Source organism: Escherichia sp. 94.0001 (genome assembly GCF_013369155.2).
GTDB lineage: Bacteria > Pseudomonadota > Gammaproteobacteria > Enterobacterales > Enterobacteriaceae > Escherichia > Escherichia coli_F.
Genome location: NZ_JABWMS020000074.1, coordinates 1 through 21,703, shown reverse-complemented (window position 1 = coordinate 21,703; position 21,703 = coordinate 1). Strand labels below are relative to the sequence as shown.

The window sequence follows — 21,703 nt, the reverse complement described above, 5'->3', positions numbered from 1 at the left end:
AATTTTAATCAGCGAGTCAGCTTGGGAAGAAATGACCTGCTTATTCGCACCTTCCATAACTGATACCAAAAGAGCTGAAGGACACACCTGTCGCATTTACTGGCATAACAAATCCTTTTCATTAAAATTTGCTTACAAAAATTGTATACAATCATTTTAATTAAAAAAATACATGTGTAAATAGCATTCGTTCAAAATTTAATTTTTTGTTTGAATCCTATCACATATTTAGTATCTTGACTCCTGTCACCAATATGGTTCAATAACATAGACTAAAGAGGGAGAAAATATGCCTGTCATATTAAACTTTTCGAGTGAAAGAGTATTGTCTGAAAGTGAACTGGAGGCTTTACGTCATGTCGGAAGAGTTAGTCAGAGTGAACAGCTTGTTGTGAGAGGCCGCACTATGAGACTTCATCATATTTCATTTATGGACAGTTTTAGCGTGGAACCGGTTTCCGGCGGACTGTTGGATCGCCTTAGTGCAAGAGGGCATCGCCTTCTCGCAGAAAATCTGGAGATACAGCTTAACAGAGGCCATACTTTTTTGCAGGCATTCCGTTTATATATGGAACAGAGCCGTGCAACCCCATGTACGCGCCAAAACGTCAGTAGTGCAATACAAAACAAAATTAACTCTCATGCATTTACTGTTAGTCATCAAGACTTTTCCTGTCATGAACAACACCTGAATTGCCCGATAACATTATGCATTCCTGAAACTGGTGTTTTTGTCAGAAATGCAAAAAACTCAGAAATATGTTCATTATATGACCACAATGCACTCACTGAACTTATCCGACGCAACGCTCCACACCCTCTCAGCCGTGAACCCTTTGTTCCGGAAATGATTGTCAGCAAAGATGAATGCCATTTTAATCTAATAGAACAATATTTTTGCATATTAGCCACACAAAATATATGCACTAGAATTTGACTGTATGGTTCGATTTAAATGTTGCAAAATTAATTTTACTAGTTATTGCCATCTATTTCATACTCCCTAATTCTTGATACAATCTGTCTGTCAAAATAGTAGATTAGATCGAACTTATATTACAGCTATTTAGTTTCTAAAATGGAATTTTTAACGTTTTATACTTCACATTACAATCTGTACCATAAGCCTCCTCAGCGAGGTTGCCTGAATACCCTGTCGTGCCCATTTTTCCATCGGACGCAGTTGTCTGCTCTCTCGAACTGCTGGCAATAAAAATCAACCAGACAGCTTGATGTCCGTTACATGCAGGACTAATCACGATTGGTTACCGTTTACAAAACTTGCGTAACATTGGAGGAGAACGAATAATATTCTCTAGCTGGTACGCGTTCCATAGCGAAACGGGCAAGGTCCAACAGCAAGAGCTGAAACTCAGGGGGATTTATCAGTCGATTTATTCGCCATGGATGAATCACGCTGTACGGTTATGGTAGCTCTTAGCGACAAGGCATAATCATCAGTACACCAATGTAACAACCGTTGAAAAAGACTCATTATTTTATGAACCAGCCATCCCATTTCCAGAGTGGTAAATATGATTTGTTAAAGTGTAACAGTACTCTGCGTAGCCTTTTTAGATTCATAGTTTAATGTTTCTAAATACATTAAATTGCACTATAAGAGAAAGACATAATGTGAGGATAAAAATGCCATTTTCAATAAAAAGTATTTTTTCAGGACACACTTGGCATCAACCTGAAATATCTAGGCCTATAGCAGATAAATCATCTACTAAAAATTGTATCTTAGACTCAACAACATGCAATGTAGATGGCTTTACAGTGTTTAACAGAAGATCCTGTAGTTTTGATATGCGTCCTCCCGGAAGCGCAGACAGAACTCCACAACTGAGATTATCAATATCAGAAGTCGCATGGATGTCAAAAATAATAGAGACAGAGACAAATAATACAAACAAATCATAGCTATTAGCCCAGAAAAGAGTTGGTACACTAGCCATGAATAACTTCCTAACAACTTGATTTTTTAGTTATTTTTTTCTTCATTCTTGAAAAAGGATGCCCCGAAAGGGTTCCAGAGTTCGATTTTCTGCGCTTCTGCAAATAATCAAGGGGTTACAAAGTGGTTGCCCCTTTGTTTTTAGTGCTCTTGGTATACCCATTGGTACATTTAGCGCAATACCATCTGGTATCACTTAAAGACACGAAAAACAACTTTTTATCTTTTTGTTTCGCTCAAATTAGTATAAAAAGCCGAACAACAAACAATAAAAAACCATTAACATCAATAGATTATGATGGCTTCAATCTAAATAATAGGCTATATAATACTGCAAGACACAACACATGCTGTCACTATGAGTCAACTATTTAGATGATATTAGTGACCTGTTTCAGAGCATTAGCGCAAGGCGATTCTTTGTCTTCTTGCACTAATTTTTTATCATAAAAATGTTCCTAGCACTGGGCATCAATATCGCAGGTCAGAAAGAGCTCCTGGGGATGCGGCTGGCCGAAAATGAAGGGGCGAATTTCTGGTTCAATGTGCTGACTGAACTGAAAAACCGCGGTCTGAACGATATCCTCATCGCCTGTGTGTATGGCCTGAAAGAATTCCCGGAGGCCCGCATCCAGTTATGCATCGTGCATATGGTGCGCAACAGCATGCGCTTCGTGTCATGGAAGGAATACAAAGCCGTCACTCGCGACCTGAAAGCGATTAGCCTCCCACAGAAGAGGCAGGCCAGCAGGCACTGGAAGCGTTTGCTGCGGCCTGGGACTGCCGCTATCCGCAGATAAGCCGGTGCTAGCTGTCAAACTGGACTAACTTGGCGACGTTTTTCGCTTATCCGGCAGATATCCGCAAAGTGATCTACACAACGAACGCCATCGAGTCGCTGAACAGTGTGATCCGGCATGCCATCAGGAAACGCAAGGTGTTCCCGACGGACGAGTCAGTAAAAAAAGTGGTGTGGCTGGCAATCCAGGCCGCGTCACAGAAATGGACAATGCCGTTAAGGGACTGGCGAATGGCAATGAGCCGCTTTATTATCGAGTTTGGTGACCGTCTTGACGGTCACTTTTAAGAAAAGGCATTTACACAGAATCCTAAACAGGCTCACAGGCCTCTAATCATCCACATTGTAAAGATCCTTTGTTGTAAGTAAGATCTGGTACCCTAATAATATCAAAAGGATTAAAATCATCACTGCATCCTTCCACGAGGCATTTCATTGCTCGTAGATCACCATATAGCTCTGAAGAGTGATGCGGACATAGCAGATTATAAACTTTACATTTCGAATCTTCTTTGCCTTGTCTACTTTCCTCAATTTTTACTTTCAATGAATGCAGAAAAAAAAGATCCCTGATATAACTATCCCTGTCCTCTATCGTCATTCCCGCCCTCAGCGCTCCGACAACCTCATCAGTATTTTCATTTCTCACCTCAAATACACTATTTCTCTTATCCATCAGCCCACTTACAAAAGCACTTAGCTCTTGAAAAATTTCCTCAAGCTCATTATTATTTCTGGCACATGAATATATAGAGACCATAACATCAAGTTTATCTTGTAATTCAGGAGAAAGAAAGTGATTATGATTAAGCTCACTCACTGATTCCGGAGTCGAAGGGTTACCTCTTCCTGATACATACATCCATGAATAAAGATTTGCTGAAGAACCACTTGTTGGTAACATATCAAAACCCCCTTAACAAATAAATCCATAAATATTATTGCAACTAATATATCTGGATAAAAATATTATATCTTACTTAATACTACACTAATAAGATCCAGCTTTCCTCCGTGATAAGATTGCATGACTTGATGTTCACTCCATGAAATATCAGAAACATTATAAGATGATATATCTATTGGATTAAATTCATTTCTCATACGATCATATAAAACATTTGTTTCTGTTGTATCAACAAAAAGAATTCCTTTTTTCTCCAGTCTGTCAAACATATCGTAAATAGCCTGTTCAGCTTGTGCTGGTAATGATGGAATATCCAAAAGAGATTCCCCATTTATTTTATTCATTCTAATACCAATAACATTTCCATTATCATTATATATTTTCTCTGCACTCCCGGAACCATAATACTGATTGAAACAACGAACTTCGCTTGTCACCTCTTCATGGCTTTGAGATATAGTAAACATCTTCAACACTTTTGTTGTATCTTCCATATCTTCATACACGACAGCATTACCACCTTTACCAATAACATTACCTGGCACGGGTGATTTATTGTTGCTAACCCTCGGCAACTCTGATTGAGTATAATCCGCTGGAGGTAACTCCGGCTGCGCATAATCCACTGGAGGTAAATCAGGTCTGTTCGAATGAACAGAGCCTCTTTCTATAGTCGTGCTCACTGGCGATGTATTCAGCATAGCCTCAATTTTTCTGCTAATCTCTCCCTTAGGCCATCCCAACCTGTGCAACAGATTAGTAAAACAACCACTATGACTTTCTCTTGTAACGCAAAACTTATTATCAGTGACCACAACACGATATGTTCTGTTGCCAACCGTTACTTGCGTCCCGCTATCAGAGTGAACAGCAGCATCCCTTACAGAGGATAAAACACGATTATCAGGCGAAGTCAGGTTTCTGGTTAAAGAATTCCATGAACATCCCAAATTTATAGAAGAGGGCGATAACATACATTTCAACCTTCAAAATAAACCTATCTAATTATTCCTAACAGACATCCCCCATACATGACAACAAAAACCGGAGCCGGACTCCGGTTTTTGTGAAGCTATCGGGTTACTTCATTTCGCCAATATTTTCCCACTTCCCGTCAGCACGCAGGATTTGCAGCGGTCTTACTACACACTGACCCGAGGACGAAAAAAGAGTTCGGGCTGGGAAGAGACAGAAGAGTAGCAATTTCAGAAGCATTCACACCAACATTGAGCTTTTCAGCGAAAGTGGGCACGAATCATTGCTGGACAGGGTTAAAGGCACTGACTCAATCACTCTTCATACGTGGCTTGATCGATATGAAACAATCCTCAGCTAGAGGGGGAGCAAGCCGAAAACATTACTCGACTACGCCAGCAAAATCAGGGCAATTCGAAGAAAATTGCCGGACAAACCGCTCACTGACATATCAACGAAAGAGGTGGCAGCAATGCTAAACACCTACGTCGCAGAAGGTAAAGCGGTTTCCGCAAGAGTAATCAGGTCAACCCTTGTTGACGTTTTTCGAGGGGCAATAGCCGAGGGGCATGTGGCAACGAATCCAGTAACAACAACCCGTGCAGCAAAGTCAGAAGTAAGGCGCTCAAGGCTGACAGCTAATGAGTATGTCGCTATTTACCATGCTGCTGAGCACCTCCCCATCTGGCTGAGGCTGTCAATGGATTTAGCTGTCGTTACAGGGCAGAGAGTGGGCGATTTGTGCAGAATGAAGTGGTCAGACATAAACGATGGTCATCTTCACATTGGACAGAGTAAAACAGGAGCCAAAATTGCCATTCCGCTGGCTCTAACCATTGACGCACTCGACATCTCACTGGTTGATACACTACAGAAATGCAGGGAGGCCAGCAGCAGTGAAACAATAATCGCATCAACCTATCACGAACCACTTTCTCCAGCCACAGTATCACGGTATTTAACAAAGGCGCGAAATGCATCCGGGATCTCGTTTGATGGAGACCCACCGACATTTCATGAACTACGTAGTCTGTCCGCGAGGCTATATCGGAACCAGATTGGCTACAAGTTTGCACAACGTCTTCTTGGACATAAATCTGATTCAATGGCGGCGCATTATAGGGACAGTCGCGGGCGGGAGTGGGACAAAATTGAAATCGGATAATGATTTTATTTTGACCAATAATGACTTACCAGATTTAACAACTTGATATTTAATAAGATTTTGAACGAACAACTTCCATGTCATAAGTTGTTGCAGACTGACTGCGCGCATTCCGTTGTCAGTTTTCGTGGCGCTTCCGGTGTGGTAGATGACGTAACGCCCCATCCAGACCATTAAGTGCTGGGCATCGCCCTGATCGAAAAAAATCATATCGCCAGGCAACGCCTGGTTTATGTCCTGGCCAATAAATTGGCTGTTGTACTGAATCAAATTAATCGCGGTCACATAGGGGCCGGTTTTTCCGTTCCCCTGATTCCAGTTTTGCGCCAGTTGACGCTGTTCAGGTGTTAGCGTCATTTCAGGCGGCAAATACTGACTTGCTATACCGTTACTTTTTAGCCATTTGCTGTCGTGAACTTTCAGCGCCTCGTTCGCCGAAAATCGCACCAGGCCCGCACAATCCTGCTGATACCAGCGCGGACTTGGCCCCTGGCGAAGCTGTTCCTGTGCAATACGCACAAACCAGGCGCGAAACAGCCCCGATTGTTCGACATTCAGCATTTCGCTATGAGCAACAACACAACACAGCCAGCAAATCAGCGCCAGCAGCCCGTGCCTCATAGTGGCTGCCAGGTAATGGGTAGCCACTGCCAGGCGGCACCGGGTTCCATCTGGGCCAGCTTCATGACATAACGCGGTTGTTGAGATAAAGCGTCCAGCTTCGGCATTAATAAAGTTTGTGCGGCGTTATAAAAAACCGGTTCGAGATTCTTCGGCAGACTGGTCAGCGTTTCGTTACGCAGCAGTTTCGCCACGCCTTGTGGATTGATATAGACCGGAACAATGCCTTCAGTGGGTATCACATCCACCATTGCCGGGCGGGTTTTATTCAGTGTTTGTAACGCGTTATTGACCAGCGTGTCATCGAGGGAGAAAAGCATCGTCTTGTTTTGCATCGCCAGCGACACGCGGAAAAAATAATCCGACATTAATTGATCTGGTTGCGCTGCCTGCGCTTTCGGATACTGACCGTATCGGGAACTCACTTCGCGACGCCAGATTTGCGCTTCGCCCTGCTGCGTCTGGGTTACTGGCAATATACCTTCTGCGGCTTTGCTTTCGAGCGCACCAATATTTTGCGTAAACAGTTTTCCTGGCAATTGCACTTGTTCGGCAGAGCCATCAAACTGACCGACAAACAGCGGAGTTTGCAATTTTGAATCTTCATACCAGCACAGCCCGGCTGCACCATCTAACGCCCCGTTGAGCTTGTCGTTTTCCTGGCTGATGTGGGAAAGCATCTCTTCAGCAATACCATGTGAATAAGGCACCGCCACACAGAAGCTGGCCCCTGCAGGCATACTGTTCCATACCGGCGTAAAATCGAAACTGGCATCTACGCTTGCGGATTCATCATTTAACGCCAGAAAACTGTGCCAGCCGTCATTGCTCATTTCGAAGCGCACACCAGCAAAAGAAGGCATTAATCGCTGGTAGCCAAAACCCAGCAAATTTGCACTGACCACGATGCGCTGGCGTACTGGCGTTTTTTCGGCAGTACGCTCTTCCAGGCCAAAGCTGGCTTGCCAGCGTTTTTTACCGCTCAACAAATCACTTGCGATCGCCGTGGCTTCGGTATCCTGCTGATCATCTTTAAACAGCATGTCCGTACTGGAAAACACCAGCATCTTGTCCTGATAAGTTGCGAACATCAGGGCGTTATTGCCGTTATAGCGCAACTGATAAACCGGGATGGTTTCACTATTTAGCTTAATACTACTGATTTCCGTTTTACTTAACTGGCTGTCGCTGGTAGCGGCAAACAGCAATGGCTCCAGCAGCTTGCTTAAACCACTTCGCTGGATCAGCACCATATAATGAGAAAGATGGCCTTGTTTATCGTGCCATAGCGCCGCCTGCGCGGGCTGATCTAAGAGTGACGAAAAGAGCTTATCTTTTAGTGTGAGATCGTGTTCGTAGACAATGCGGCGAATGCTGCCTTCAATGCCCAGACGGTCGGCATGGTTCTGATAATAAAAAACGAAATCTTCGCTTAGAACATCGTGAAGAAACGGAATGGTAAGGAGGTCTTTGGGAAGCTGGCTCAGAGAGTCGCTGTCGAGAAAGAGGTCCGGCTCATTGAGATCGATTTGCAGATTGTTGTGCACCACCAGCGGCGACAACGTTTTTTCTGGCCCACTACCAGCATATTGCAATGCCCAGACACCAGCGGAAAGCAGTACTATTGCGCCAAAACCTACAAGACCATAGAACCGCCAGCCTTTCGCCTTTTTTTCACTACCCATTGCCACATTCCTTGTGTAAAGCCAGCCATTTTTTATGGGTACAGCAAAACTTTACCGCGCCCTTATACGACAAAAGCCCAGACTTTGCAGCCTGGACTTCAATTCAAAAAAGGGAGATAACTCCCTTTTGGCATGAGGCGATGAAATTATTCTTCTTCTGGCTCGTCGTCAACGTCCACTTCCGGAGCGATTTCATCGTCCCCTTCCGCAGCACTGCCGTCGATGGTATCCAGATCTTCCTCGTCAACCGGTTCAGCAACACGTTGCAGACCCACCACGTTTTCATCTTCCGCAGTACGGATAAGGATCACGCCCTGGGTGTTACGGCCCACGATGCTGATTTCAGAAACGCGAGTACGTACCAGCGTACCGGCATCGGTGATCATCATGATCTGGTCGCAGTCATCTACCTGCACCGCGCCAACCACTAAACCGTTACGTTCGGTAACCTTGATGGAGATAACCCCTTTCGTCGCACGCGACTTAGTCGGGTATTCCGCTACCGCAGTACGTTTACCGTAACCGTTTTGCGTTGCGGTGAGGATTGCACCATCGCCACGAGGCACGATCAGAGAGACGACTTTATCGCCTTCACCTAAGCGAATACCGCGAACACCGGTGGTGTTGCAGCCCATCGCACGGACAGAAGACTCTTTAAAGCGCACCACTTTACCTTCGGCGGAGAACAGCATTACTTCGTCTTCACCGCTGGTCAGGTCAACGCCGATCAGCTCATCGCCGTCAACCAGTTTGATCGCCACTTTACCGGCGGTACGCAGACGGTTGAACTCGGTGAGGACGGTTTTCTTCACGGTCCCGTTAGCCGTCGCCATGAAGACTTTCACACCTTCTTCAAACTCAGTCACCGGCAAGATCGCGGTGATACGTTCGTCCTGTTCCAGCGGCAGCAGGTTGACGATCGGACGACCACGCGCACCACGAGTGGCTTCCGGCAACTGGTAAACTTTCATCGAATAGACGCGACCACGGCTGGAGAAGCACAGAATATGGTCGTGGGTGTTCGCCACCAGCAGTCGGTCAATAAAGTCTTCTTCTTTAATACGTGCGGCAGATTTACCTTTCCCGCCACGACGCTGCGCTTCGTATTCAGAAAGCGGCTGATACTTCACGTAGCCCTGGTGAGAGAGCGTCACGACCACATCTTCCTGGGTGATCAGATCTTCCAGGTTGATGTCTGCGCTGTTGGCGGTGATTTCAGTACGACGTTTGTCACCGAACTGTTCACGAACCAGTTCCAGCTCTTCGCGGATCACTTCCATCAGACGATCGGCACTGCCAAGAATACGCAGCAGTTCTGCGATCTGATCCAGCAGCTCTTTGTATTCGTCGAGCAGTTTTTCATGCTCAAGGCCGGTCAGTTTCTGCAAACGCAGATCCAGAATCGCCTGAGCTTGCTGTTCGGTCAGGTAGTACAGACCATCACGCACGCCGAACTCTGGCTCCAGCCATTCCGGACGCGCAGCATCATCGCCCGCACGTTCCAGCATCGCGGCAACGTTGCCCAGCTGCCACGGATTAGCAACCAGCGCCGTTTTCGCTTCTGCAGGCGTCGGCGCATGACGGATCAGTTCGATGATCGGGTCGATGTTCGCCAGCGCCACGGCTAATGCTTCAAGGATATGAGCACGATCGCGAGCTTTACGCAGTTCGAAAATGGTACGACGGGTCACCACTTCGCGGCGGTGACGAACAAACGCCGCGATGATGTCTTTCAGGTTCATGATCTTCGGCTGACCATGGTGCAATGCCACCATGTTGATACCGAAAGAAACCTGCAACTGGGTCTGGGAGTAGAGGTTGTTGAGCACAACTTCACCGACCGCATCGCGTTTCACTTCAATCACGATGCGCATCCCGTCTTTGTCAGACTCGTCACGCAGCGCGCTGATGCCTTCCACGCGTTTTTCTTTTACCAGTTCCGCAATTTTCTCGATCAGGCGCGCTTTGTTCACCTGATACGGAATTTCGTGGACGATAATGGTTTCACGCCCGGTTTTGGCGTCAACTTCCACTTCCGCACGGGCGCGGATATATACCTTGCCGCGACCGGTACGGTAAGCTTCTTCGATACCGCGACGACCGTTAATGATTGCCGCCGTAGGGAAGTCCGGCCCCGGGATGTGTTCCATCAGCCCTTCAATGCTGATGTCTTCATCATCGATATAGGCCAGACAACCGTTGATGACTTCCGTCAGGTTGTGTGGCGGGATGTTGGTTGCCATACCTACGGCGATACCGGAAGAACCGTTCACCAGCAGGTTAGGAATTTTGGTCGGCATGACGTCCGGAATTTTTTCCGTGCCGTCATAGTTATCAACGAAATCGACCGTCTCTTTTTCGAGATCGGCCATCAGTTCATGGGCAATTTTCGCCAGACGGATTTCCGTATAACGCATTGCCGCCGCAGAGTCGCCGTCGATGGAACCGAAGTTACCCTGACCGTCTACCAGCATGTAACGCAGCGAGAATGGCTGCGCCATACGGACGATCGTGTCATAAACCGCCGAGTCACCATGGGGATGGTATTTACCGATTACGTCACCAACGACACGGGCAGATTTTTTATAGGCTTTGTTCCAGTCATTGCCTAGTACGTTCATGGCGTAAAGTACGCGACGGTGTACCGGCTTCAGGCCATCTCGGACATCCGGCAGCGCACGGCCAACAATGACCGACATCGCATAATCCAGATAGGAGCTCTTCAGCTCTTCCTCAATGTTGACCGGTGTAATTTCTCTCGCAAGGTCGCTCATCTAACCGCTATCCCTCTACTGTATCCCGGATTCAAAGGTCGCAAATTATAACACAGCCGCGCTGATTGAGGTAAACCTATACGCTTTATTCACATCCAATGCCTGATATACTCGTTTGTCTTGCCAATTACGGAGTAGAAGTGCCAATGAATGCCGAAAAATCGCCGGTAACCCCTAACGTAGACCACGAAGAGATCGCTAAATTTGAAGCCGTCGCCTCCCGCTGGTGGGATCTGGAAGGTGAGTTCAAACCGCTGCACCGCATTAACCCGCTGCGTCTGGGCTATATTGCCGAGCGTGTTGGCGGTTTATTTGGCAAAAAGGTACTCGATGTCGGTTGTGGCGGCGGCATTCTGGCCGAGAGTATGGCGCGCGAAGGCGCGACGGTGACCGGTCTGGATATGGGCTTTGAGCCATTGCAGGTGGCAAAGCTGCACGCACTGGAAAGTGGCATTCAGGTGAATTACGTGCAGGAAACCGTGGAAGAGCACGCGGCAAAACATGCCGGGCAGTATGACGTGGTGACCTGCATGGAGATGCTGGAGCACGTTCCCGATCCACAGTCAGTGGTCAGAGCCTGTGCGCAACTGGTGAAACCAGGTGGTGATGTCTTTTTCTCGACGCTCAACCGCAACGGCAAGTCATGGCTGATGGCGGTGGTTGGTGCTGAATATATTTTGCGCATGGTGCCTAAAGGTACGCATGATGTGAAGAAGTTTATTAAACCGGCAGAATTGCTGGGCTGGGTGGATCAGACCAGTCTTAAAGAACGACATATGACCGGGCTGCATTACAACCCGATCACTAACACTTTTAAGCTCGGCCCCGGCGTCGATGTGAACTATATGCTGCACACGCAGAATAAGTGAGGTTGTTGTTTGGATTCATCCGGCAACCGTGCCAATGCCTGATGCGACGCTTGCCGCGTCTTATCAGGCCTACAAATGCTCCCGTAGGCCAGATAAGGCGTTTACGCCGCATCCGGCAATAGTGCCGGTCAGACAGCGATTACCATTTCACCGTCATCGACAAAAACCCTGCCGTCTGGGCAAAATCATCACTCCCTTTCTGCCACGCCACGCTACCACGCAGGGACACTCGCTGACTGATGTTGCCCGTTACTCCCACTTTTATTTCACCCCGTTGCTTCGCCGCATCGTCACTGATAGTGCTGCCATCTTCTTCAATTTCCGTCGAATGGGGATCGTGATAATAATTCAGATCCAGGGTTGGCGTGATATGCACAGCGGTACGCCATTCGCTGTGTACCCCCAACCGCGTCTGAAGATCATCGCCCTGCGATTGCGATACCCGCGCATGGTTAGCAGCGGTGAAATCATCCTGCTGCACACCCTGATAAATCACCTGCACCTGTGGTTCAATCACCACACCACGCCCCGGTAACCACTGATACCCCGCTTCCAGCGAGGCGATAATCCCCGACGAGTGGTAATGATCCGCACCATCGCCTTGTTCGGAAACATCATTGCTAAACCACGCGTATTGCAGCCAGCTATCCAGCCAGGCCCCCTGTTTTTGGCTACCGCGCTGAAACCAGCTTGAGGTCAGCCCAACGGCATAACCGTGGTTCTGGTTATCGGCTCGCCTTCCAGTCCTATTCGAGCAGCTGTAACCCTGGTTATCGCTGTAACCACCAATGGCCCCTAGCATCCATTCGCCGTCATCGCCCCAGCGCCCCCTAAACAGGTCACCGCTAAGCTGTACCGTAGAAGTGTCTTCATGCTGAGCCAATTGCCCTGCCGCCGTGTAATGATAACGTCCGCCGATAACACGTAAATTCAGCGTCTGACCATCGCCACCAGCGTGATCGCGTCGCTCCATCATAAACGCCTGATTTGCCGCCCGCAGGTTATTAAAATATCCACCAACTTTGGCATTCAACACCGGCTGGTAGGCAGGCGTAGGGGCTGGAGCCGGGTCGGGTGTTGGATCAGAATCTGGCGTGGGAGCAGGATCGGGAGTTGGGTCCGGATCGGGCGGCGGCGTCGGAGTGACTTCTTGCGATCGCAGATACCAGTTGTTGTTATCTTCCACCAGCGTGTAGTCATACGCTCCCATATTAACGTAGCCGCTGCCCGCAAGACTAAACAGCGCATTGTTTTGAAATTGCGTGGGATCAGCAGTGAAATCAACCACTTTAATACCTGTAGAAGTCGGTTCACCAGTGCCGGTAATGGGGTTAACCACCACGGTCGTGTTACCCGAGGTATTGCCGTTCAACACCAGTTGGTCGCTTACCGAGTCATCGCCGTTTAATTCGCTGTCGAGAAACAACGTACCGCCGCCGGTGTAATCACCGTTTACCGTGAGCGTATCGCCAGCGACGCCATTTTGCAGACTGACTGTACCGGACATATTGGTTAGATCACCATTAACCGTCACATCGGAAAGATAGGTCAGGCTGTCAGTTTCCAGGTTAGTATTAAGCTCGCCTGTCAACGTCACGCCATCGGTGGCATTCACCAACGTACCGTCGCCGTTAAACAGCGAGGCATCCAGTGCGGCGGAAGTATCCTGACTCGTCAGGCGCAAAACGGTGCCATCACTGATGTCGATAGTGCCGCTGGAAGTAGCATCAATAGACTGGATATCCTGATCTGCGCCAGTCTCGAACGTTGCTCCGTCACCAATCCACAGCGACGAAGCATAAGGAAAAATATCCGCAACATCGCCTTTCAGGGTACCTTCTTCAACACGTACCGCAGACTGCGTAGTACCGCTGGCGGTCAGCTCCAGGGTGCCAGCACCCGTTTTAGTCAATGTGCTACCCTCATCCTGATGCTGCCCGCTGCTGTCAGCCATCAGTGCGCCCCACTGCGTGTCTACCCCCGCATCAACTGCCACTTCACCGTCGGCGCGCATTTCAATATCACGCCCATGCTCAGTCGTTGTAGAGCGAGTATCGACATTGGCAGTAATCTCCATCACGCTTTCTTGTTGATTATCGCTAAAGATAACCTGGCGGTTATAATGGGTATCTCCAAGCTGCGAGTTGTCGCTCACCACCAGCGTACCGGAAGCGATTTGCGTGGTGCCCAGGTAACTATTATTGTTTGCCAGGCTGACCTGCCCATCACCCGCATCGACCACCACGTAGACGCCATCTTTCCCGTCGCCGCCGATATGCATATCGTTTCCGCCTGCAAGATCTACCACATCCTGACTGCCGATAACCGTTCCGCTGCTGCCGCTGACTTCAAGGCCATCGTTGTATGATGTGCCGCTCTGCCAGGTGGAGAAATCAGAGAGATCGAGCACACCGCCGTTTAACACGATCGACTGCGGCTCGTCCTGGAGAGCGGCGAGATCTGCCGCGTCGCCTTCTAGCGTAAGCACCGCGCCATCATCAACGACTATATCGCCAGTTAGCGCCATCGACTGCGCCCCTGCCAGCACGTAGCTGCCGTTTTGCGCAATGGTGAGCTGACCAGCACCTTCGATGGTGCCAGCAAAACTGCCTTGATTAACAGTAACATTGCCACCAGCATCGATATTTAAAGTGCCATTCTGAAAGCCCGTCAATGCGTGCACAAAGGTTTGTTGGGTGGAGCCAACATTTAGCTCTGCCTGATTCTGGTACTTATCAATACTCCCTATCGTCAGACCGTAGCAGTCTTGCGGATCGTCCTGGCAATGATTATCTCCGACATTCATCAGGGAGTTGCTGCGACCCAGGGTAACTTCACCGTTTTCAATCTGCATCTCACCAGTAAAGTCATTGTTATCTGCATTAAGTACCAGATCGCCGGAACCTGTTTTGGTGATCAACCCGGTACCAGCAATAGAGTCAACAGCTCCATCATTCTCTGTATTGCCGATAACCAGCGTTTTTCCGTCGGCAATATCAAAGGTAACTTCACTTAAGCCGAGATACATAAAGCCGCCCGCCGCAATGGAAGGACCATCCCCATAGCCTGCTGCGCTATTGTTCTCATCGATTAACACACCGCCGTTCTGGCTGTAGCTGTCATCAACAGAAATATCAATAAGATAGGGAGCCGTCACGCTATTGGTATAAATTGCCCCGCCATAACCTTCGGCAGTGTTATTTGTAAATGCGGTGTTATTTATTATTGTGAAACCTGACGGATGCGTGATATCGCTATTATTATCGGTGACATCGATTGCACCGCCATCGCCATCACTGTAACTTGTTGATGTATATGCCTGGTTATTATTAAAAACATCATCACTTAAATAGACATCATTATTGATGGTATAAATTGCGCCACCTTTGCCATCATTAGCGATGTTATTGCTAAACATGGCGTTAGTGACACGTAAATCGACGGCACCAGTATCATTAGTACCAGAAGAATAGATTGCGCCACCATAGCCGCCTGCGACGTTACCGGAAAAAATAACATCAGTAAGATTCAGCGTTGAGTTTTCTTTAGCAAATATTGCCCCGCCATTATTATATTCTCCTGAGACAGTATTATTGGCAAACAGAGTCATCCCTGTTTCATTTTGTGGCGATATCGTAAATTCAGCACTTTGCTGCAAAAATACGGCCCCACCGCTGGCATTATTGGCCATACCCGAAAAAATCAACCATTGCCCACCGGCGATGCTCCAGTCCTGCGTAATGCCTGAAAGGCTTTGCCTGCTGGCCTGACAGCTCGCTTTGATATCATATCCCTGGCATGAATCAATAACCGCTGCGATACCATTAGTGGAGAAGAGAGACGCAATCATTGACGGGAGTAAAGATAAATACTCCTTACGTAGAAAAATAATCCGCATATTACCCTAACCATCCTTTTCTATGAGAAGGCGTATTTAATCGCATTATGTGATATGGGGTATTTTTCTTTTGTAAATTGTATAACTCGGTGCAATGACTATTTTGTTATTACTTGATGAATAATATCAGTGTATCATAATTCAAATTAATAACCTTAAGGTAAATCGGTTATATTTAAACTGAATTAAAGTAATAAATAATATTCTTATAATATATGCAAAAGTAACAAATTGGCTTGGTATTTAACAACAAACGAATATAAAACAACCATTTCGACTCAACAATCGCTTACATTCGCTTATATATTGACCACAACTGATACATCAGATTATGTGATGATTCGTGCTTAGATCAATTTTGACAATCATTAGCGACAAGATTAATAAACCATCTATATCAATTTACCCATACTATTCTGCCGTTCAAGAAATCGCCGAACAGTTATTTTTAACAAATTTTTCTCTTCCCATTGACTTTCCCGGATACCTTGTCTGACCTAAGTTGCGCGGAAGCCACTTTTTCCTTCCTGAGTTATCCACAAAGTTATGCACTTGCAAGAGGGCCAGTTTCACACTATCTTGCAGTGAATCCCAAACATACCCCCTATATATAGTGTTCTAAGCAGCTTCCCTCACTACAGGTAGTCTGCATGAAACTATTGCGGAAAGAATTCCAAAAACAGGTACGACATACATGAATCAGAATCTGCTGGTGACAAAGCGCGACGGTAGCACAGAGCGCATCAATCTCGACAAAATCCATCGCGTTCTGGATTGGGCGGCAGAAGGACTGCATAACGTTTCGATTTCCCAGGTCGAGCTGCGCTCCCACATTCAGTTTTATGACGGTATCAAGACCTCTGACATCCACGAAACCATTATCAAGGCTGCCGCAGACCTGATCTCCCGTGATGCGCCGGATTATCAGTATCTCGCCGCGCGCCTGGCAATTTTCCACCTGCGTAAAAAAGCCTATGGCCAGTTTGAGCCGCCTGCGCTGTACGACCACGTGGTGAAAATGGTCGAGATGGGCAAATACGATAATCATCTGCTGGAAGACTACACGGAAGAAGAGTTCAAGCAGATGGACACGTTTATCGATCACGACCGTGATATGACCTTCTCTTATGCTGCCGTTAAGCAGCTGGAAGGCAAATATCTGGTACAGAACCGCGTGACCGGCGAAATCTACGAAAGCGCCCAGTTCCTTTATATTCTGGTTGCCGCGTGCCTGTTCTCGAACTACCCGCGTGAAACGCGCCTGCAATACGTGAAGCGTTTTTACGACGCGGTTTCCACATTTAAAATTTCGCTGCCGACGCCAATCATGTCCGGCGTGCGTACCCCGACTCGTCAGTTTAGCTCCTGCGTACTGATCGAGTGCGGCGACAGCCTGGATTCCATTAACGCCACCTCCAGCGCGATTGTTAAATACGTTTCCCAGCGTGCCGGGATCGGCATCAACGCCGGGCGTATTCGTGCGTTGGGTAGCCCGATTCGCGGTGGCGAAGCATTCCACACCGGCTGTATTCCGTTTTACAAACATTTCCAGACAGCGGTGAAATCCTGCTCTCAGGGCGGTGTGCGTGGCGGTGCAGCAACGCTGTTCTACCCGATGTGGCATCTGGAAGTGGAAAGCCTGCTGGTGTTGAAAAACAACCGTGGGGTTGAAGGCAACCGCGTGCGTCATATGGACTACGGGGTACAAATCAACAAACTGATGTATACCCGTCTGCTGAAAGGTGAAGATATCACCCTGTTCAGCCCGTCCGACGTACCGGGGCTGTACGACGCGTTCTTCGCCGATCAGGAAGAGTTTGAACGCCTGTACACCAAATATGAGAAAGACGACAACATCCGCAAGCAGCGTGTGAAAGCCGTTGAGCTGTTCTCGCTGATGATGCAGGAACGTGCGTCTACCGGTCGTATCTATATTCAGAACGTAGACCACTGCAACACCCACAGCCCGTTTGATCCGGCTATTGCGCCAGTGCGCCAGTCTAACCTGTGCCTGGAAATCGCCCTGCCGACCAAACCGCTGAATGATGTCAACGACGAGAACGGTGAAATCGCGCTGTGTACGTTGTCTGCTTTCAACCTGGGCGCAATTAATAGCCTGGATGAACTGGAAGAGCTGGCGATTCTGGCAGTACGAGCACTCGACGCGCTGCTGGATTATCAGGATTACCCGATCCCGGCCGCCAAACGTGGAGCGATGGGTCGTCGTACGCTGGGTATTGGTGTGATCAACTTCGCTTACTACCTGGCGAAGCACGGTAAACGCTACTCCGACGGCAGCGCCAACAACCTGACGCATAAAACCTTCGAAGCCATTCAGTATTACCTGCTGAAAGCGTCTAATGAGCTGGCGAAAGAGCAAGGCGCGTGCCCGTGGTTTAACGAAACCACTTACGCGAAAGGGATCCTGCCGATCGATACCTATAAGAAAGATCTGGATGCCATCGCTAATGAGCCGCTGCATTACGACTGGGAAGCACTGCGTGAGTCAATCAAAACGCACGGCCTGCGTAACTCCACGCTTTCTGCTCTGATGCCGTCAGAGACTTCTTCGCAGATCTCTAACGCCACTAACGGTATTGAACCGCCGCGTGGTTACGTCAGCATCAAAGCGTCGAAAGACGGTATTCTGCGCCAGGTGGTGCCGGACTACGAGCATCTGCACGACGCCTATGAGCTGCTGTGGGAAATGCCGGGTAACGATGGCTACCTGCAACTAGTGGGTATCATGCAGAAATTTATCGATCAGTCGATCTCTGCTAACACCAACTACGATCCGTCACGCTTCCCGTCAGGAAAAGTGCCGATGCAGCAACTGCTGAAAGACCTGCTCACCGCCTACAAATTCGGGGTCAAAACGCTGTATTATCAGAACACCCGTGACGGTGCTGAAGACGCACAAGACGATCTGGTGCCGTCAATCCAGGACGATGGCTGCGAAAGCGGCGCATGTAAGATCTGATATTGAGATGCCGGATGCGGCGTGAACGCCTTATCCGGCCTACGGCTCGGTTTTGTAGACCTGATAAGACGCGCCAGCGTCGCATCAGGCACAGGATGCGGCGTAAAATGCCTTATCCGGCATTAAACTCCCAACAGGACACATTCATGGCATATACCACCTTTTCACAGACGAAAAATGATCAGCTCAAAGAACCGATGTTCTTTGGTCAGCCGGTCAACGTGGCTCGCTACGATCAGCAAAAATATGACATCTTCGAAAAGCTGATCGAAAAGCAGCTCTCTTTCTTCTGGCGTCCGGAAGAAGTTGACGTTTCTCGTGACCGTATCGATTACCAGGCACTGCCTGAACACGAAAAACACATCTTTATCAGCAACCTGAAATATCAGACGCTGCTGGATTCCATTCAGGGTCGTAGCCCGAACGTGGCGCTGCTGCCGCTGATCTCGATCCCGGAACTGGAAACCTGGGTAGAAACCTGGGCATTCTCAGAAACAATTCACTCTCGTTCCTATACTCATATCATTCGTAATATCGTTAACGATCCGTCGGTTGTGTTTGACGATATCGTCACCAACGAGCAGATCCAGAAACGTGCGGAAGGGATCTCCAGCTATTACGATGAACTGATCGAAATGACCAGCTACTGGCACCTGCTGGGCGAAGGCACCCACACCGTCAACGGTAAAACCGTGACCGTTAGCCTACGTGAGCTGAAGAAAAAACTGTATCTCTGCCTGATGAGCGTTAACGCACTGGAAGCCATTCGCTTCTACGTCAGCTTTGCTTGTTCCTTTGCCTTTGCAGAACGCGAACTGATGGAAGGTAACGCCAAGATTATTCGCCTGATTGCCCGTGACGAAGCCCTGCACCTGACCGGTACGCAGCATATGCTGAATCTGCTGCGCAGCGGCGCGGATGATCCGGAGATGGCGGAAATTGCCGAAGAATGTAAGCAGGAGTGCTATGACCTGTTCGTCCAGGCGGCACAGCAAGAGAAAGACTGGGCGGATTATCTGTTCCGTGACGGTTCGATGATTGGTCTGAATAAAGACATTCTCTGCCAGTACGTTGAATACATCACCAATATCCGCATGCAGGCAGTCGGTTTGGATCTGCCGTTCCAGACACGTTCCAACCCGATCCCGTGGATCAACACCTGGCTGGTGTCTGATAACGTACAGGTTGCTCCGCAGGAAGTGGAAGTGAGTTCTTATCTGGTCGGGCAGATTGACTCGGAAGTGGACACCGACGATTTGAGTAACTTCCAGCTCTGATGGCTCGCGTTACCCTGCGCATCACTGGCACACAACTGCTGTGCCAGGATGAACACCCTTCCCTTCTGGCGGCGCTGGAATCCCACAATGTGGCGGTTGAGTACCAGTGCCGCGAAGGTTACTGCGGTTCCTGTCGCACACGCCTTGTTGCAGGCCAGGTGGACTGGATTGCCGAACCGTTAGCCTTTATTCAGCCGGGGGAAATTTTGCCCTGTTGTTGCCGGGCAAAAGGCGATATTGAAATCGAGTTGTGATCGGGTACTTGTGCCAGATGCGACGCTTACGCGTCTTATCTGGCCTACGTGATTACATGGCGTAGTAATACGCTTTAACCTGCTCCCAGTCCGCTTTAGGGATCGGCTCCAGATATTTTTCCAGCTGGCGGAAATCATGATTAATCGCTTTATGCCGACGTAAGCGGCGACGACTTTTCTCCAAATCAAGAAAACCAGCTTCTACCATACCTTCTGTTTTCACATAGATGTGGCGAACGTAACAACAGCCATGCTGACGATTAACGCTATGCATTTTCTTAAACGCCATCGCCACAGCTTTCAACATGGCTTGCCGAACATCGTCAGAATAAGGCGTTACTGCATGCTGGGCATACCAGTCAGCAATACTTATGAACCCCGCCATATCTTCAGTCACCAGCAACGCGCGCCATTCCCCCTCAATTTTCACCGCTTCACCAAAAACGATTTTCGGCACAATGACACCAGCCCGTTCCAGCTCTTTAATTACCGCAACCTCACGGACAATCGTCGGTCGACCGAACGGATAACGTACGGAATGAAACAGATGATGCGTCATGCGCTTCACATACAGCTTTTTGCCATTGCGCTCGACGCATTGCACCCCGCTCATCCCATTACGGCGATAGTTAGGCTCTTCAACCCAGTCGCCCTCTGTTGCCCACCAGTGATTAAATTCGTCGTACTTTGCTGAAACTGCCATACCCTATCGCCTGTCATTTTTTATTAACGACAATGACTATAGGTGGTTACCTGCGAAAAATCTTAATGAAACGTGTCGTATTGATGAATTTCTTTTGCCACTACTAGCGCGACACCGCTTTTACCCTTCATTTGCAGCGCATAGACTCCACCAGCCACTACCACTAATAGTGCACCCAGCAAATAAAATGTGAATTTAATCAGGCGGATACAGCGATGAATTTTATTCGACAGGGATTAGGCATCGCCTTATTACCAGAGTTAACGCTGAAAACCATTGCAGGTGAACTGTGTTCCGTTCCTCTCGAACCAACCTTCTATCGGCAGATTTCGTTGCTGGCTAAAGAAAAGCCGGTAGAAGACAGTCCACTGTTTTTACTACAAACGTGTACGGAACAACTCGTGGTGAGTGGAAAAATTTGATGTAAGACATGAGATTGATGACAAATGCAAGACTGCCTGATTCGCCACACTTAGTTGTACTATAGCCTTTACCAGGCGTAATAATTCGTTTTCACCTGATTTTGGCCCACTTTGTGAATTGGCGATATATATTTATCCAGTTGGGAGAAGTGACAATGACTCCAGGTAGAAACCGGTATGAAGCGCCCGACTCACTGTCAAAACCGATTGTTGAGAGTAATGACACTCCGGCGAACAGTACACAGTTTACTCTGGAGCCATTCTCAATCTTCAAGTGGGATACCTAATAACTAGTCAGGAAAGTTATCAATATCTGTTTGTTACTTATTACCGTATTTATTAACAATAATGATACTTTCTAACATGCGTAAAGGTCTTCGTAATAAAATGAGCTAAATTTGATAGTGAATATAT

Annotated in this window: 14 protein-coding genes and 5 pseudogenes; 9 read left to right on the top strand and 10 right to left on the bottom strand. The window is 48.0% G+C overall.

The annotated features are described in order from the left end of the window. Window positions 1–289: 289 nt before the first annotated feature. Window positions 290–937 carry a T3SS effector E3 ubiquitin-protein ligase NleG gene (gene nleG / locus HEN33_RS21550; RefSeq protein WP_001303944.1) on the top strand — a complete coding sequence of 216 codons (648 nt, stop codon included), beginning with the start codon at window positions 290–292 and terminating at the stop codon, window positions 935–937. A 136-nt stretch (window positions 938–1,073) separates the two neighbouring features. Here the strand turns inward: nleG and HEN33_RS21545 are convergent, their stop codons facing one another. Further along, window positions 1,074–1,220 (bottom strand): hypothetical protein, encoded by a 147-nt coding sequence (locus tag HEN33_RS21545; protein WP_001414184.1) that lies wholly within the window; start codon window positions 1,218–1,220, stop codon window positions 1,074–1,076. 427 nt (window positions 1,221–1,647) lie between these two features. Between HEN33_RS21545 and HEN33_RS21540 the strand changes: the two genes are divergently transcribed. After that, window positions 1,648–1,926 (top strand): hypothetical protein, encoded by a 279-nt coding sequence (locus HEN33_RS21540; RefSeq protein ID WP_001303943.1) that lies wholly within the window; start codon window positions 1,648–1,650, stop codon window positions 1,924–1,926. A 486-nt stretch (window positions 1,927–2,412) separates the two neighbouring features. Next, window positions 2,413–3,047: pseudogene (locus tag HEN33_RS21535) on the top strand (IS256 family transposase); the annotation flags it as partial. Between the two features lie 46 nt (window positions 3,048–3,093). Here the strand turns inward: HEN33_RS21535 and nleF are convergent. From nleF to HEN33_RS26490, 3 genes and pseudogenes are all read right to left on the bottom strand, one after another. Further along, window positions 3,094–3,663, bottom strand: coding sequence for a T3SS effector caspase inhibitor NleF (gene nleF / locus HEN33_RS21530; RefSeq protein ID WP_000938103.1), 570 nt, complete (start codon window positions 3,661–3,663; stop codon window positions 3,094–3,096). A gap of 65 nt (window positions 3,664–3,728) precedes the next feature. After that, window positions 3,729–4,640: a type III secretion system effector kinase NleH1-2 gene (gene nleH1-2, locus HEN33_RS21525; RefSeq protein ID WP_000950979.1), complete on the bottom strand. Its 912-nt coding sequence runs from the start codon at window positions 4,638–4,640 to the stop codon at window positions 3,729–3,731. Window positions 4,641–4,746: 106 nt separating this feature from the next. Beyond that, window positions 4,747–4,818 (bottom strand): annotated as a pseudogene (locus HEN33_RS26490) (phage tail fiber C-terminal domain-containing protein); the annotation flags it as partial. Here HEN33_RS26490 and HEN33_RS21515 point away from each other — a divergent pair. Beyond that, window positions 4,812–5,806: pseudogene (locus HEN33_RS21515) on the top strand (tyrosine-type recombinase/integrase); the annotation flags it as partial. The pseudogenes HEN33_RS26490 and HEN33_RS21515 sit on opposite strands and share 7 nt — an antisense overlap. Here HEN33_RS21515 and HEN33_RS21510 read toward each other — a convergent pair. The 3 genes from HEN33_RS21510 to gyrA form a co-directional block, all read right to left on the bottom strand. Beyond that, a complete protein-coding gene (locus tag HEN33_RS21510) occupies window positions 5,744–6,427 on the bottom strand; it encodes a DUF1175 domain-containing protein (RefSeq protein ID WP_176263584.1) in 684 nt (227 codons plus the stop codon). The pseudogene HEN33_RS21515 and the gene HEN33_RS21510 sit on opposite strands and share 63 nt — an antisense overlap. Continuing rightward, window positions 6,424–8,112 carry a DUF2138 domain-containing protein gene (locus HEN33_RS21505; protein ID WP_000534364.1) on the bottom strand — a complete coding sequence of 563 codons (1,689 nt, stop codon included), beginning with the start codon at window positions 8,110–8,112 and terminating at the stop codon, window positions 6,424–6,426. Before HEN33_RS21505 ends, HEN33_RS21510 begins: the two co-directional genes overlap by 4 nt. A 146-nt stretch (window positions 8,113–8,258) precedes the next feature. Next, the gene (gene gyrA, locus HEN33_RS21500; protein WP_001281242.1) at window positions 8,259–10,886 is read right to left on the bottom strand and encodes a DNA topoisomerase (ATP-hydrolyzing) subunit A; all 2,628 of its coding nucleotides are present in this window, start codon (window positions 10,884–10,886) and stop codon (window positions 8,259–8,261) included. A gap of 146 nt (window positions 10,887–11,032) precedes the next feature. Between gyrA and ubiG the strand changes: the two genes are divergently transcribed. After that, window positions 11,033–11,755 carry a bifunctional 2-polyprenyl-6-hydroxyphenol methylase/3-demethylubiquinol 3-O-methyltransferase UbiG gene (gene ubiG / locus HEN33_RS21495; RefSeq protein WP_176263587.1) on the top strand — a complete coding sequence of 241 codons (723 nt, stop codon included), beginning with the start codon at window positions 11,033–11,035 and terminating at the stop codon, window positions 11,753–11,755. A gap of 139 nt (window positions 11,756–11,894) precedes the next feature. Here ubiG and yfaL read toward each other — a convergent pair whose 3' ends face one another. Beyond that, window positions 11,895–15,653 carry an AIDA-I family autotransporter adhesin YfaL/EhaC gene (gene yfaL / locus HEN33_RS21490; protein WP_176263585.1) on the bottom strand — a complete coding sequence of 1,253 codons (3,759 nt, stop codon included), beginning with the start codon at window positions 15,651–15,653 and terminating at the stop codon, window positions 11,895–11,897. A 694-nt stretch (window positions 15,654–16,347) separates the two neighbouring features. On the opposite strand from yfaL, the gene nrdA reads away from it, so the two are divergent. From nrdA to yfaE, 3 genes are all read left to right on the top strand, one after another. Beyond that, complete coding sequence (gene nrdA / locus HEN33_RS21485) at window positions 16,348–18,633, top strand: class 1a ribonucleoside-diphosphate reductase subunit alpha (protein ID WP_176263586.1); 2,286 nt, start codon at window positions 16,348–16,350, stop codon at window positions 18,631–18,633. Window positions 18,634–18,779: 146 nt separating this feature from the next. Continuing rightward, window positions 18,780–19,910 carry a class Ia ribonucleoside-diphosphate reductase subunit beta gene (gene nrdB / locus HEN33_RS21480; RefSeq protein ID WP_000332037.1) on the top strand — a complete coding sequence of 377 codons (1,131 nt, stop codon included), beginning with the start codon at window positions 18,780–18,782 and terminating at the stop codon, window positions 19,908–19,910. Beyond that, on the top strand, window positions 19,910–20,164 hold the full coding sequence (gene yfaE / locus HEN33_RS21475; RefSeq protein ID WP_000135039.1) for a ferredoxin-like diferric-tyrosyl radical cofactor maintenance protein YfaE: 255 nt from the start codon (window positions 19,910–19,912) through the stop codon (window positions 20,162–20,164). The genes nrdB and yfaE overlap by 1 nt, the downstream gene beginning before the upstream one ends. Before the next feature lie 52 nt (window positions 20,165–20,216). Here yfaE and inaA read toward each other — a convergent pair whose 3' ends face one another. Continuing rightward, window positions 20,217–20,867, bottom strand: coding sequence for a lipopolysaccharide kinase InaA (inaA, locus tag HEN33_RS21470; RefSeq protein ID WP_000301053.1), 651 nt, complete (start codon window positions 20,865–20,867; stop codon window positions 20,217–20,219). A gap of 62 nt (window positions 20,868–20,929) precedes the next feature. Next, window positions 20,930–21,052 (bottom strand): annotated as a pseudogene (locus HEN33_RS26480) (hypothetical protein); the annotation flags it as partial. Between HEN33_RS26480 and HEN33_RS21465 the strand changes: the two are divergent. Beyond that, window positions 21,041–21,289, top strand: a pseudogene (locus HEN33_RS21465) (LysR substrate-binding domain-containing protein); the annotation flags it as partial. The pseudogenes HEN33_RS26480 and HEN33_RS21465 sit on opposite strands and share 12 nt — an antisense overlap. Window positions 21,290–21,703 lie beyond the last annotated feature (414 nt).

Coding starts and splice junctions, on each gene's coding strand:
- nleG (WP_001303944.1), top strand. CDS start 290: ATGCCTGTCATATTAAACTTTTCGAGTGAAAGAGTATTGTCTGAAAGT.
- HEN33_RS21540 (WP_001303943.1), top strand. CDS start 1,648: ATGCCATTTTCAATAAAAAGTATTTTTTCAGGACACACTTGGCATCAA.
- nleF (WP_000938103.1), bottom strand. CDS start 3,663: ATGTTACCAACAAGTGGTTCTTCAGCAAATCTTTATTCATGGATGTAT.
- nleH1-2 (WP_000950979.1), bottom strand. CDS start 4,640: ATGTTATCGCCCTCTTCTATAAATTTGGGATGTTCATGGAATTCTTTA.
- HEN33_RS21510 (WP_176263584.1), bottom strand. CDS start 6,427: ATGAGGCACGGGCTGCTGGCGCTGATTTGCTGGCTGTGTTGTGTTGTT.
- HEN33_RS21505 (WP_000534364.1), bottom strand. CDS start 8,112: ATGGGTAGTGAAAAAAAGGCGAAAGGCTGGCGGTTCTATGGTCTTGTA.
- gyrA (WP_001281242.1), bottom strand. CDS start 10,886: ATGAGCGACCTTGCGAGAGAAATTACACCGGTCAACATTGAGGAAGAG.
- ubiG (WP_176263587.1), top strand. CDS start 11,033: ATGAATGCCGAAAAATCGCCGGTAACCCCTAACGTAGACCACGAAGAG.
- yfaL (WP_176263585.1), bottom strand. CDS start 15,653: ATGCGGATTATTTTTCTACGTAAGGAGTATTTATCTTTACTCCCGTCA.
- nrdA (WP_176263586.1), top strand. CDS start 16,348: ATGAATCAGAATCTGCTGGTGACAAAGCGCGACGGTAGCACAGAGCGC.
- nrdB (WP_000332037.1), top strand. CDS start 18,780: ATGGCATATACCACCTTTTCACAGACGAAAAATGATCAGCTCAAAGAA.
- yfaE (WP_000135039.1), top strand. CDS start 19,910: ATGGCTCGCGTTACCCTGCGCATCACTGGCACACAACTGCTGTGCCAG.
- inaA (WP_000301053.1), bottom strand. CDS start 20,867: ATGGCAGTTTCAGCAAAGTACGACGAATTTAATCACTGGTGGGCAACA.